The 12640-nt window shown below is 71.3% G+C and carries 11 protein-coding genes and 4 tRNA genes; 11 read left to right on the forward strand and 4 right to left on the reverse strand.

Features of this window, described 5'->3' with window-relative positions; translation table 11 throughout:
- Positions 1 to 30: 30 nt before the first annotated feature.
- Both H1226_RS19560 and H1226_RS19565 read left to right on the forward strand, forming a co-directional pair.
- Complete coding sequence (locus tag H1226_RS19560; RefSeq protein WP_258341997.1) at positions 31 to 1683, forward strand: NAD-dependent malic enzyme; 1653 nt, start codon at positions 31 to 33, stop codon at positions 1681 to 1683.
- Between the two features lie 63 nt (positions 1684 to 1746).
- The gene (locus H1226_RS19565) at positions 1747 to 2772 is read left to right on the forward strand and encodes an ABC-2 transporter permease (protein ID WP_258341998.1); all 1026 of its coding nucleotides are present in this window, start codon (positions 1747 to 1749) and stop codon (positions 2770 to 2772) included.
- Between the two features lie 128 nt (positions 2773 to 2900).
- Here the strand turns inward: H1226_RS19565 and H1226_RS19570 are convergent.
- From H1226_RS19570 to H1226_RS19585, 4 genes are all read right to left on the reverse strand, one after another.
- Positions 2901 to 2975: transfer RNA gene (locus H1226_RS19570), tRNA-Val, on the reverse strand.
- Position 2976: 1 nt separating this feature from the next.
- A tRNA-Cys gene (locus H1226_RS19575) sits at positions 2977 to 3048 on the reverse strand.
- Between the two features lie 80 nt (positions 3049 to 3128).
- Positions 3129 to 3201: transfer RNA gene (locus H1226_RS19580), tRNA-Gly, on the reverse strand.
- 155 nt (positions 3202 to 3356) lie between these two features.
- The gene (locus H1226_RS19585; protein ID WP_184478055.1) at positions 3357 to 3782 is read right to left on the reverse strand and encodes an SsgA family sporulation/cell division regulator; all 426 of its coding nucleotides are present in this window, start codon (positions 3780 to 3782) and stop codon (positions 3357 to 3359) included.
- A 743-nt stretch (positions 3783 to 4525) separates the two neighbouring features.
- On the opposite strand from H1226_RS19585, the gene H1226_RS19590 reads away from it, so the two are divergent.
- The 9 genes from H1226_RS19590 (at position 4526) to H1226_RS19630 (ending at position 12589) form a co-directional block, all read left to right on the forward strand.
- On the forward strand, positions 4526 to 4987 hold the full coding sequence (locus H1226_RS19590; protein WP_224956242.1) for a TIGR02611 family protein: 462 nt from the start codon (positions 4526 to 4528) through the stop codon (positions 4985 to 4987).
- 45 nt (positions 4988 to 5032) lie between these two features.
- Positions 5033 to 5104: transfer RNA gene (locus tag H1226_RS19595), tRNA-Val, on the forward strand.
- Positions 5105 to 5797: 693 nt separating this feature from the next.
- Positions 5798 to 6331, forward strand: a complete 534-nt coding sequence (locus H1226_RS19600; RefSeq protein WP_258341999.1) for a GNAT family N-acetyltransferase — start codon at positions 5798 to 5800, stop codon at positions 6329 to 6331.
- A 442-nt stretch (positions 6332 to 6773) separates the two neighbouring features.
- Entirely contained in the window at positions 6774 to 7700 is a 927-nt protein-coding gene (gene kdgD / locus H1226_RS19605) for a 5-dehydro-4-deoxyglucarate dehydratase (protein ID WP_258342000.1), read from the forward strand.
- Between the two features lie 75 nt (positions 7701 to 7775).
- Positions 7776 to 8657: an ABC transporter permease gene (locus H1226_RS19610; RefSeq protein ID WP_258342001.1), complete on the forward strand. Its 882-nt coding sequence runs from the start codon at positions 7776 to 7778 to the stop codon at positions 8655 to 8657.
- Entirely contained in the window at positions 8654 to 9664 is a 1011-nt protein-coding gene (locus H1226_RS19615; RefSeq protein WP_258342002.1) for an ABC transporter substrate-binding protein, read from the forward strand. Before H1226_RS19610 ends, H1226_RS19615 begins: the two co-directional genes overlap by 4 nt.
- Positions 9665 to 9675: 11 nt before the next feature.
- The gene (locus tag H1226_RS19620; RefSeq protein ID WP_258342003.1) at positions 9676 to 10455 is read left to right on the forward strand and encodes an ABC transporter ATP-binding protein; all 780 of its coding nucleotides are present in this window, start codon (positions 9676 to 9678) and stop codon (positions 10453 to 10455) included.
- A gap of 20 nt (positions 10456 to 10475) precedes the next feature.
- Positions 10476 to 12131 (forward strand): M24 family metallopeptidase, encoded by a 1656-nt coding sequence (locus tag H1226_RS19625; RefSeq protein ID WP_258342004.1) that lies wholly within the window; start codon positions 10476 to 10478, stop codon positions 12129 to 12131.
- The gene (locus tag H1226_RS19630; RefSeq protein WP_258342005.1) at positions 12128 to 12589 is read left to right on the forward strand and encodes a RidA family protein; all 462 of its coding nucleotides are present in this window, start codon (positions 12128 to 12130) and stop codon (positions 12587 to 12589) included. The genes H1226_RS19625 and H1226_RS19630 overlap by 4 nt, the downstream gene beginning before the upstream one ends.
- The last annotated feature ends 51 nt before the right edge of the window (positions 12590 to 12640 follow it).

Here is a 12640-nt window from a genome sequence, read left to right on the forward strand (position 1 = left end):
GCCCCGATGTTCCGGAGGAACGGAGGAGCCGTGGCCAGGATTCCGACCGCGCTGCGCGACCCGCTGCACAACCGCGGCACCGCGTTCACCCCGGCCGAACGCGCCGAGCTCGGGCTGACCGGCCGGCTGCCGTCGGCGGTGGAGACCCTCGACCAGCAAGCGGCCAGGGCCTACGCCCAGCTCGGCAGGCAACCCACGGACCTGGCGAAGTACATCTACCTGGACACGTTGCACGACCGCAACGAGATGCTGTACTTCAAGCTGCTGGTGGACCACCTGCCGGAGCTGCTGCCCGTGGTCTACGACCCGACCGTGGGCGAGGCGATCCAGCAGTGGAGCCGCGACTACCGCCGGTCCCGCGCGGTGTACCTGTCCATCGACCGCCCGCAGGACGTGGCGGCCTCCTTCGAGAACCTCGGGCTGGGCTCGGAGGACGTCGACCTCATCGTCGCCTCCGACGCGCAGCAGATCCTCGGGATCGGGGACTGGGGCGTCAACGGCACGGACATCTCCATCGGCAAGCTCGCCGTCTACACGGCCGCCGTGGGGATCCACCCGGGGCGGGTGCTCGCGGTGAACCTCGACGTCGGCACCGACAACCAGCTGCTGCTCAACGACCCGATGTACCTGGGGAACCGGCACGCCCGCACAACCGGCCAGGCCTACGACGACTTCATCGAGCTGTACCTGTCCACCGCCACCGAGCTCTTCCCGCGCGCACTGCTGCACTTCGAGGACTTCGGCCCGGCCAACGCCCGGCGCATCCTGGTGGACAACGCGAGCACCCGCCGCATCTTCAACGACGACCTGCAGGGAACCGGCGCCATCGTCCTGGCCGCCGTCCTCTCCGCGCTCCAGGTGACCGGGCAGCCGTTCGCCGAGCAGCGGCTCGTCGTCTTCGGCGCGGGCACCGCGGGCACCGGCATGGCCGACCAGATCTCGGCCGCGATGGTCCGCGACGGCCTCACCCCGGAACAGGCGAGAGCGCGCGTGTGGCTGGTCGACGAGCACGGCCTGGTCACCGACGACATGGCCGGCCTGCCCGAGCACCAGTCCGCCTACGCCCGGCCCGCGGAGCAGGCGCGCGACCTCGACCGCGTCGACGGCGAGATCGACCTGCTCAGCACGGTCCGGCAGGTCCGGCCGACGATCCTCATCGGCACCTCCACCGCCCACGGCGCGTTCACCCGCGAGGTCGTCGAAGCGCTCTGCGCCGGGGTCGACCGGCCGATCCTGCTACCCCTGTCCAACCCCACCTCGCGCATCGAGGTGCTGCCGCAGCAGGCGATCCCGTGGTCCGGGGGCAAGGCCCTCATGGCGACCGGCATCCCGGTGGACCCGGTGACCTACGAGGGCACCACCCACACCATCGGGCAGGCCAACAACGCGCTGCTCTACCCGGGCCTCGGGCTGGGCACCGTCGTGGCCCGCGCCGGGCGCATCACCGACGGCATGCTGCTGGCGGCGGCGAAGGCGGTCGCCGACCAGACCGACGTCTCCGAACCGGGCGCCTCGCTGCTGCCCCCGGTCCGGAACCTGCGCGCCTCGTCGGCCGCCGTCGCCGTCGCGGTCGCGGCGGCGGCCATCCAGGAGGGCGTCGCCACCACCGAACCCGACAACCTCGTCCAAGCCGTGCAGGACGCGATGTGGCAGCCCACCTACGGACCGCCGGTGACCCGCTGATCCCGCGCGGCACCGGGCCCGGACTCCACCGCCCGAAGCAACCACCCGACCTGGAGTGACGACGTGAGCGAGCGCAGGCACGGTCCGTGGACGGCGTTCCGGAACTCGCCGTTCCTGCCCGCGACCGTCCTGGTCCTCATCCTCGCCGCCGCGGCCGGCCTGTTCGCCGGGACGTACACGTTCGCCATGGCCGACCCCACTCCGCACCGCATCCCGGCCGCGGTGGTCGACGGCCCCGCCCCGCCCCCGCAGGCCGGGTTCGTCGCCGGGATGGAGGACGCGCTGAACGCAGGGATCGAACTCCACCGCTTCGCCTCGCACGCCGAGGCCGTCGCCGCCGTCGAGCAGCAGAAGGTCCTGGCGATCCTCAGCGGACAGGACGGCGGCATCCGGCTCGACGTCGCCGGCGCCGCCGGCTCGACGGTGGCGCAGGTCCTCGCCGGCGCGGGCCCCCGGGTCGGCGCGTCGATCGGCGTGCCGGTCACGGTGGTGGACCTCAAGCCGCTGCAGCGCGGCGATCCGCGCGGGCTCGCCCTCTTCTACGTGTCGCTGGCCGCCGTCATCATCGGTTTCGTCGGGGCCATCCAGCTCAGCGTGCACGCGCGACGGCTCGACCCGCTCGAACGGATCGGGTTCACCGCGGCCTACGCGTTGCTCGGCGGCTTCTCGATCACGGCGACCGTGGACTGGTTGCTCGGCGCGGTCTCGTTCCCGTTCGTGGAGTCGTGGTTCATCCTGGCGCTCACCATGTTCTCGTCCGGCATGGTGTTCACGATGTTCAACACCCTGCTGGGGCGCTGGGCCATGCTGCCGACCTGGGGCCTGATGGTGCTGATCGGCAACCCCTCGTCCGGCGGGGCGGTGTCCTGGCCGCTGCTGCCGTCGGTCCTCGGCTGGATCGGCCGCTGGCTGCCGCCGGGAGCCTCGGTCAACGCCCAGCACACCGCCGTCTACTTCGGCGAGTACCAGCACGCCCAGCCCTTCCTCGTGCTCGCGGCGTGGGCGCTGGTGTCCTGCGCGGTCTTCTGGACGTGGCGCCACCGCCACCCTGGCGGGCGGGACACCGCCGACGCGACCGACCGCGAGTAGTCCCCCTGAGCACTCGGCGCCTGAGGCCGGGACGCCCGGACGTGCGAAAGCCCCTGCCGGTGATGACCGACAGGGGCTCGGAACCGCTAGTGCGCGCTACGGGAAATCTGGTGCGCGTACTGGATTTCTGGTGCGCGATACTGGGATTGAACCAGTGACCTCTACCGTGTCAAGGTAGCGCTCTCCCACTGAGCTAATCGCGCGAGGCGGAGGCGGGAATCGAACCCGCGTACAGGGCTTTGCAGGCCCTTGCCTAAGCCACTCGGCCACTCCGCCGGGTTGGGCCGCTGGGCCGGACTCCGAGCGACCGGGTGCCGATACCCGGAAACCCGAGTTCGACCCGATCGGTTTCCCAGAGCGGATGACGGGACTCGAACCCGCGACCCTCACCTTGGCAAGGTGATGCGCTACCAGCTGCGCTACATCCGCGTGCACCGCGGTGAACCCTCCGGCTCGGCTCCGGAGTCACCGCCGCGTTGCACGGAGAACTTTAGACCACGCCGCCCCCGGCGATCAAAGGGGGGTCGATCGCCGCCCGCGCCGGCCCGCGCCGAGCCGGACCGCGCAGGTCACGGGCGTGATCGTCAGGACAGGTCGTGCGGCAGCAGCCGGGTCAGCGCGTCGTCGACGTTGACCCACAGGTTCTCGTTCCCGGGGACCACGACGTCGTAGGTGCGGTCCAAGAAGTCCGCCAGCTCCTGCGCCGAGGCCTCGAACACCGCGTGCCCCGACGGCGAGCTGAGCTCGATCGCGACGACCTCGGGGTCGTCCACCGCGGGCCGGATGCTCACATCCCCCTCACCGGCGTGCGCGATGAGCCCGTCCGCGAGCAGGTCGCGGGCGAACACCCACTCGACCCAACCGGCACGGCCGGTGCGGAACGCGGCCACGACCGCGTAGGGGTCGCGGGTGTCGTAGCGCAGTTCGACCTGGACCGGCACGGCCGGCGTCTGCGGGGCCAGCAGATCGAACACCGCCGTCGAACGGAGTGTCACGTGATCGTTTCGCATTGTCCTCGCCTTCCTAACTCCCTCCCGGTCCGCTTATCGACCGAGCAACACAGTTGTGACGCCTCTGCGGGGTCATCTGCTCGCCACCGGGCCTTACATCACCCGGTCGGGGCATACTGAACTTCGGAACGCGGTCGGTGAACTGCGCAGCGTGGCCACATCGCACCCCCCGATCGAACATCGGTCCGAGTCATCGGCACCGGTTCCCGGCGCCGTCCGGAGCACCGGTCGGACCATCCCCACAACGCTTCCGGCACCGTCGTCGAACTCCCGCTCCGCCGCTGCCGGGCACGGTTTCCAGGATAGGCGATGAGCCTGCGCCCACAGGGGTTTCCGCGGGTCGTGCTGAGACACTCGCCACGAGCGTTCGCCGAGACGGACTAACCCCGACATCCGGACGCGGAAGCCCTCACGCCTGGCCGCCACCCGGTCGAGGAGAGCGGTGCCACAGTGTGACCAGGCTCGAAGCGGCGCGGCCGATCCCGGTGCCAGAACTGGGAAAAACCACGTCATGACGCACGTCACATTCTGTCGGCCCGCGCAACCCTTCTCGGACCTGCGCCGACCGGGCCGCCGGGAGCACGGCCCGTATCCTGGTCCCGCGACCCGGCGCCGCGCCGCATCCGCGGACGCGCTGCGGCGAACCCGCAGATCACAGCCCCGCCGGGCCGCGCAGGCGCCCGACACGACGTGGCAGGTGGACTCTGAGCAGGACAGCCGAACCGGGAGCGAGCGAGACCGACGTGGCCCGAGCCGACGACTCCCCGCGCGATGCCCCGCAGCCCCGCCGCAGGCTCCACCGGCTGCGACGCGCGCTCCGCGCCCGCCGCGAACGCATCCGCGCCAACCCGACGCTCAACACGACCTACCGGGTCGGGCTCGGCGCCTTCGGCACCCTGGTGCTCATCGTCGGCATCATCGCCATCCCCTACCCCGGTCCCGGCTGGCTCATCGTGTTCGCCGGGCTCGGCATCCTCGCCACCGAGTTCCACTGGGCGCACCAGGTGAACGTCTTCACCAAGCGCCACTACCGCCGCTGGAGCAACTGGGTCTCCCGCCAGCACTGGACCGTCAAGCTCGGCATCGCCGCCCTGACCGGCATCGTCGTCGTCCTGACCCTCTGGTTGCTGGGCATGTACGCCACCATCGGACGCTGGTTCGGAGTCGACTGGCCGTGGTTGACCTCCCCCCTGCTCGGACCCTGAAACGGGTGTTGTAGAGTTCTCCACGTCGCCGGGAACGGCGGCACCGGGCGATTAGCTCAGGGGGAGAGCGCTTCGTTCACACCGAAGAGGTCACTGGTTCGATCCCAGTATCGCCCACAGTCCGGATGTGGCCCTCGACCAGCATGGTCGTGGGCCACATCCGTTTTTCATGCGCGGCGCTAGTCCTGGAATTCGCCTCGCGGTGCCTGAAACGGTGCCTGACCGGCCGCAGAAGCCCCTCTCTCCGGTCGCTGTCGAGCCGAGGCGGGGAGAGCCCGCCGGGCACGAAGGTCCGAAGTGGTCGAAGACCGCTCGTGCTCCACGACTCGCTGCGCCACGTCGGCGGCTGACGCGCCGCGTCGGTGATCACGGACGCCGAGTCGAGGTTCGCCGGTTCGGCGTTTCGCTCCGAAGGCGATCAGAGCTCTTCCTCGAACAGCCTGGCGCTGAGGAGTCCGTCGGTGAAATCGCGACGCCCGACCTCGCGGAAACCGAGGTCGCGGCAGGAGGAGCTGGTTCGATTCGCCGCAGTCGAGCCGCAGGGCCCGCACCTGTTCCGCCCGGCCCCGGTCACCGGCCCGCTGCGGCAACGAAGAGCCGAGCCCTCCCCCGGTACTCGTGTCGAACAGGCCCTGTCGTCCCGGAAAATCCGGCTTCAGCGCGACCGACGGGGTCGGCAGCAGATCAGCGGCGCCCCGAAGCGCTGTAGGGTTCCGGTGGGAGCCCGAGGGGCGCTGCAGCGGGTTCGACCTGTCACGCTCGGGTTCCTGTTTCCGGCCAAGGGCGTCTTCCGTGGTGGAGGAGACCGCTGTGGCACTGCGCTCGAACGAGATCACCTACTCCGCTCCCGAGGTCGGCGAGCACGCGGCGTTGCGCGCGATGGCCCGGGAGTCGTTCGCCGCGACGTTCGGGGCGCGGTACGACGCGGGACCGTTCGGGGAGTTCCTCGACGAGACCTACGGGCCCGGTGGGTCGATGGATCGAGATCTGGGGAACCCGGACGTGCGGTGGCTGGTGGCGTTCCACCGGTCGGCGCCCGTCGGGTACGCGAAGGTGACGCCGTTGCGGGCGCCCGCGGTGGACCCCGCGCCGGGCGCCGTGGAGCTGCAGCAGATCTACGTGCTCGCGGAGTGGCACGGTCGCGGGGTGGCCGTCGAGCTCGTGGAGTGGGCGCTGCGGACCGCGGTCGCGCGGCGGGCTCCGGAGATCTACCTGACGGTGTTCGACCACAACGAGCGGGCGAAGCGGTTCTACCGGCGGTACGGGTTCGCGGAGGTCGGGCGCTGCACGTTCACGCTCGGCGACCGGGTCGACGACGATCGGATCTGGCGGCGCGAGCTCTGACGTCCGGGCCGGGCCGCGGTACCGCACGGCCGAGCGGAGCGGCCGGGGAAACGCGCTGCCGAACCCCTTCGCGACTCCGACCCCGGCTCGACCGGGGCTCCGCCCGCGACTCCGACCCCGGGTCGACTGAGGCTCCGCCGCGACTCCGACCCCGGCTCGACTGAGCCGCCGCGATTCCGATACCCGGCGCGGCCCGGCCTCCGCCGGCGATCCCGGATCCGGCACGACCCGACCCGCACCCGCGATCCGGCGCTGCCGGGCCGGGCCCCCGTTCGCCGGGGCTCGTGCCGATGGGGGAAGGGCGGTTCGCGGACCTGCACCGAGCGTGCTCACCAATCCAATCCGCGCATCACTCGATGCGAAACAAGTCTTGGACGGGATCGTTCGCTGCTCCTTACGCTCACCTGCAATCGCAGTCCGCTGTCAGCCAGGAGGAACGCACATGCCGGCCATCGCTCCCAGCGAGCTCGCCCACCGCCTCGGTTCGGGGCTGTTGTCGTTCCCGGTCACCCACTTCACCGATGATCTCGCGTTCGACGAGGCCGCGTACCGGGACAACATCGCCCGGTTGGCGAAGTACGACGTGGCGGGGTTGTTCGCGGCGGGCGGCACCGGCGAGTTCTTCTCGCTCACCCCGGCCGAGGTCGGCCGGGTCGTGCGCGCCGCCGTCCAGAGCGCCCCGGAGAGCACCCCGGTGCTGGCCCCGGCGGGCCACGGCACCGCTCAGGCCGTCGCGTTCGCCGAAGACGCGGAGGCCGCCGGGGCGGACGGCGTGCTGCTGTTCCCGCCCTACCTGACCGAGGCGTCCGCGGCGGGCCTGGTGGCGCACGTGCGCGCGGTGTGCGCGGCGACCTCGCTCGGCGTGGTGATCTACAGCCGGGCGAACGCGGTGTACACGGCGGAGGCGGTCGCGGAGCTCGCCGACAGCTGCCCGAACCTGATCGGGTTCAAGGACGGCGTGGGAGATCTGGAGAACATCACCCGCATCCACTCGCGGCTCGGCGACCGGCTCGTCTACATCGGCGGGCTGCCGACCGCGGAGACGTTCGCGCTGCCCTACCTGGAGCTGGGCGTCACCACCTACAGCTCGGCGATCTTCAACTTCCTGCCGGAGTTCGCGCTGGCCTTCTACGCGGCGGTGCGCGCGGGCGACCGCCCGCGGGTGCGGCGGCTGCTCGACGAGGTCGTGCTGCCGTACACGGCGATCCGGGACCGCAGCCCGGGCTACGCGGTGAGCATCGTGAAGGCGGGCCTGGACCTGACGGGCCACCCGGCGGGCCCGGTGCGGCCGCCGCTGACCGACCTGGACGAGCAGGAGCGCGCGCTGCTGTCCGAGGTGATCGCGGTGTCGCGCACGCTCGCCCCCTGAGCCGCGGGGCCGGGCGTCGACGCGGATCCCGGCCCTGCCCCCGCTCCGTGCACCTTCCAACGCTGTGAGGAACGCATGACTCCACCCCCACCCCCGGAGACCGGCCGGTCCGTGCTCGACCCGCCCGGCACGGGGCGCCCCGGTCAGCACGAACGGGGCGCCCCCGACGCCGCACCCGCGCGGCGCCGCCGCGGTCCGGACCGGGAGTCCGTCCTGGCCGCCGCGAAGGCCGTCGCGGGCATCGTCGGGCTGTTCGCGCTGTGGGAGATCGCCGTGCGGGTCTTCGACCCGCCGGAGTACCTGATGGTCGGCCCGCTTTCCGCGTTCGTGGAACTGGCCGAACGCCCCGGCTACTTCGCGGAGAACACGTTCATCACGGTGCAGGAGGCGCTGGCCGGGTTCGCGCTCGGCACCGCCCTGGGAGTGCTGTGCGGGGCGGCGCTGCACTACTCGACGACGGTGCGCAGCTTCCTGTACCCGGCGCTGATCGCGATCGACACGGTGCCGAAGGTGGCGCTGGCGCCGCTGTTCATCGTGTGGTTCGGCTTCGGCTTCGAGTCGAAGGCGTTCGTGGCGATGGCCATCGCGTTCTTCCCGCTGGTGATCAACACCTACGACGGGTTGCGCTCGGTGCCGCACGAGCTGCAGGAGCTGGCGCGGATCAACAAGGCCTCGCAGTGGAAGAAGATGACGAAGATCGAGTTCATCCACGCGATCCCGTCGATCCTCTCCGGCGCGAAGATCTCCATCTCGCTGGCCGTCGGCGGCGCGGTCGTCGGCGAGTTCATCGCCGGGTCGAAGGGCCTCGGCTACGTGATCATGCTGGCGAACAGCCAGATCGACCTGCCGTCGATGTTCGCCGCGTTCATCGTGCTGGCCGCGATCGCGCTGGTGCTGTTCTTCCTGGTCGACCTCGCCGGGCGCAAGCTCGTCCCGTGGAAGCAGCACACCCGATGAGGCCGCGGACGCTGCTCGCGCTGGGCTCGGTGCTGGCGCTGCTGGCGCTGGTGTCCTGCGGCGCCGATACCGGGCGGGAGCGGATGTCGCTGATGCTCGACGTCAGCTGGCTGCCGAAGCACGCGCCGTTCGTGTCCGCCGTCGAACGCGGCTTCTTCGCCGCCGAGGGCATCGACCTGGAGGTCATGCCGGGCTCCGGCTCCACCAACACCGTCACCGCCGTCGACACCGGCAAGGTCGACTTCGGCTGGGCCGACTACGGCTCCTCGGTGCTCAGCCAGGGCCGGGGCGCCGAGGTCAAGCAGGTCAACCTGGTGCAGGCGCGCTCCGCCTACGCGGTCATCGCGCTCGCGGGCACCGGCATCGACGACTGGCAGGACCTCCGGGGCAAGACCGTCGCCACCGAAGCGACCGGCGCGATGACCGCGATGTGGCCGTACGCGCTGAGCAAGCTCGGCATGGCCGTCGAGGACGTGAACGTCGTGCACGCCACCGGAGCCGCGAAGATGCCCGGCCTGGTCGCCGGGCAGTGGGACGCGAACCTCGCGCTCTACGTCTCCGACCAGCCGACGCTCGACGCGCTGGACCGGGAGGCCACCGTGCTGAAGTGGTCCGACCTGGGCATCGACCTGTACGGCAACGGCATCGTGGCCTCCGACGAGAAGCTGCGCACCCACCCGGACCAGGTACGGCGGTTCAACCGCGCGATGCAGCGGGGCTTCCTCTGGGCCTGCGAACACCCGGAGCAGGCGGCGCAGGACTTCGGCGAGGAGGTCAGCGGGTACGAGGACCGCACCGTCGTGCTCGCCATCGACGAGCAGTGCGAGCTGAACTGGGGCGCGGGCGACGCCTACGGCGAGATGGACGACGCCGGCGTCCAGCAGATGATCGACGTCGCGCGGGACTTCCTCGGGCTCAGCCCGGACGCGCACCTCACCCCCGCCGACGTCTACAGCAACGACTACCTCGAACCGCTGCACCGCGGCCAAGCGATCACAACGCCGTGACGGAGAGCCAGATGAGCCACGAATACGCGATTTCGGTGAACGACGTCGGCAAGACCTTCCGGTCGCGGGACGGGCAGCACAACACCGTCCTGCGCGGCATGGACTTCCGCGTGCGGCCAGGGGAGTTCGTCTCCATCGTCGGCCAGTCCGGCAGCGGCAAGACGACCCTGCTCAAGACCATCTCCGGGCTCCAGGACCCCACCGAGGGCGAGATCCTGGTGAAGGGGCGCCCCATCAAGGAAGGGCTGGAGGACATCGCGATGGTGTTCCAGAGCCCGGTGCTGCTGCCCTGGCGCAACAACCTCGACAACGTGCTGCTGCCGCTGGAGTTCCGCGGCACCCGCGACCGCGCGGCCGAGGACTACGCGCGGGAGCTGCTGGAGATGGTGGGCCTGGGCGACCGCGCCACCCGCTACTCCTACGAGCTCAGCGGCGGCATGCAGCAGCGCGTCGCCATCTGCCGCGCCCTCGTGTCGCGGCCCGAGCTGCTGCTGATGGACGAACCGTTCGGCGCGCTCGACGCCATGACCCGGGACTCGATGAACTTCGAGATCCAGCGGATCTGGCGCAACACCGGGTGCAGCGTCCTGTTCGTCACGCACAGCATCCCGGAAGCGGTGTGGCTGGCCGATCGCGTCGTCGTGGTCGGCGGCAAACCGGGCCGCATCGTCGCCGACGTCGGCGTCGACCTGCCGCGGCCGCGCGGCAAGGAGCACCGCTTCTCCCCCGACTTCTCCGAGTACGCGACCGAGATCGAGTCGCACATCGGCGTCACCACCGGCATCAGCTGATCACCACCCAGGAGGAACACATGTTGCACCTCACCGCGGACGAGGCACTGGTCGAGCAGCACTACGGGCTCGACGCCCGGCGCAGCCTGCTGTTCTCCGCGATCCGCCTGGACTCGCACCCGCTGGTGAGCCCGCTGATCGCCGAGCGCGACGGCGAGCGCCACCTGCTGGTGCGCCAGCAGGAACAGGGCAACGCGCTGTCGGCGGGCGTGCCCGCGGAGCAGATCCGCTTCTACGCCCCGTGGGTGACGATCGATCCGCGGGTCGTCGAAGGCACCCGGGTGGCGGGTTCGCTGCCGGAGCTCGTCGCCGAGCTCGCCGGGGACGGGCGGGTGCACCTGGCCGCGGACGTCGTGCTGGCCCACCACCGGGCGTTCACCGCCACCGGCGCGCTGGAGGTCACCGCGGACGCCACCACGCCGCGACCGGTGGTCGCCCACGAGGTGGACACCGCATCCGTGCTGGGCCGGTTCGCCGAATGGCGGTCCGAGGGCGCGCGGGTCGCGGAGAAGCTCATCGACGGGGTCGAGCACCTCGACGGGCTCGCCGCGGAGATCCCCGACGGCACGGACACCCGGTACGCGGCGCTGACCGAACTGGCCACCGAGCGCGCGCTGGACGCGGTGCTGCTGGCCGCCACCCCCAACCACACCGAGGTAACCGGGCACGAGCAGCCGGCCGGCGCGGTCGCCGTGTGGCTGCCCGCCGCCGGGCGCCTCCTCGTGCTCGCCCCGGAAGGCACCTCCGGGCTGCCCGGCACGCCCGTCGGCCGGTACGACTCGTTCGGGGCCGCGGTCGCCGAGCTGAGCCCCGGCTCGCGCGTCGGCGTCGAGGAGGAGTTCGTCGGCATCGGCTTCGCCCAGGAGCTGGAGCGGGCGGGCAGCGAGCTCGTCGGCGTCTCCGCGGCGCTCGGGCACTGGCGCGACGTCCGGGACCACGAGGACCTCGCGTTCCAGATCATCGCCGCGCGGACCAGCGTGTTCGCCATCGAAGCCGCGCTGGCCTGGGCGGAGCGGGGCATCGAGGAGGGCCGCGAGTTCACCGAGCTCGACATCTACGCCGTCTACCTCGACAAGATCGTCGAGTTCCGCACCGAGCGCGACATCCCGTTCGGCATCGAGCCGTACTTCACCAACCTGCACTCGTCGAACCGGATGCTGTTCCCGGGACCGCCGGTGGACTTCCCGATCAACCGGGACACCACCTGCATCCAGCTCGACGCGGGCGTGCGGATCGTGGCGGGCGGCGTCACCGTCGCCACCTCCGACATGGCCCGTTCGCTGCCGCGCACCGCGGGCGCGAAGGAGGCGTACGCGTTCTTCTTCGACGTGGTGCGCGAGGGCATCATCGGGCAGCTGCGCCCCGGCGTGGTGTGCCAGGACGTGCACGAGGGCACGTTGGAGTACTTGGCGCCGCACCTGGACCGGATGCGCGAGATCGGCGTGCTCGGCACCGAGGTCGACTTCAACACCGAGTACCGCAAGCGCAACGTCGGGCACCTGATGGGCAAGCAGGAATCGTTCGCCAACGAGCTGCGGCCCGGCTACGAGCACGTGCTGCGGGTCGGTTCGTTCGGCGCCGCCGAGATCCCGTGGCGGTACGACGACGTGGCCATCGGCACCGAAGACCTCTGGTACATCGGCGCGGACCGGACCTACGTGGTGAGCAAGTGGTGAGCGCCGTCCGCAGCAGGCTCGCCGAGCTGTCCCTGGAACTGCCGGTGCTCGGCCCGCCGAAGTACGCCTACGAACCGGCGGTGCTGTCCGGGGAACTGCTGCACGTGTCCGGGCAGATCTCCCGCACCGCCGCCGGCGAGGTCCTCGGCGGGCGGCTCGGCGCGGACGCCGACGTGGCAGCCGGGGTCGCCGCCGCGCGGGTCAGCGCGCTGAACCTGCTGGCCCGGGTCGACGACGCGGTCGGGCTGGAGAACGTGGTGCGGGTGCTCAAGCTGAACGCGTGGGTGAACAGCACCCCGGACGCGATCCAGCAGCCCGAGGTGGTCGACGGCGCCTCCCGGCTGCTGATCGACGTGCTCGGCGACGCGGGCAGGCACGCCCGCACCGCCCTGCCCGCACCGACCCTCCCGCAAGGAGCCCTGGTCGAGCTGGACGCGACCATCACCGTCCGCCCCTGATCGCCCGATCCACACCCGAGGTCCGGTTCGGGAGGCGGAACCCCGCCCCCT

It is taken from the genome of Saccharopolyspora gregorii (genome assembly GCF_024734405.1).
Taxonomy (GTDB): domain Bacteria; phylum Actinomycetota; class Actinomycetes; order Mycobacteriales; family Pseudonocardiaceae; genus Saccharopolyspora_C; species Saccharopolyspora_C gregorii.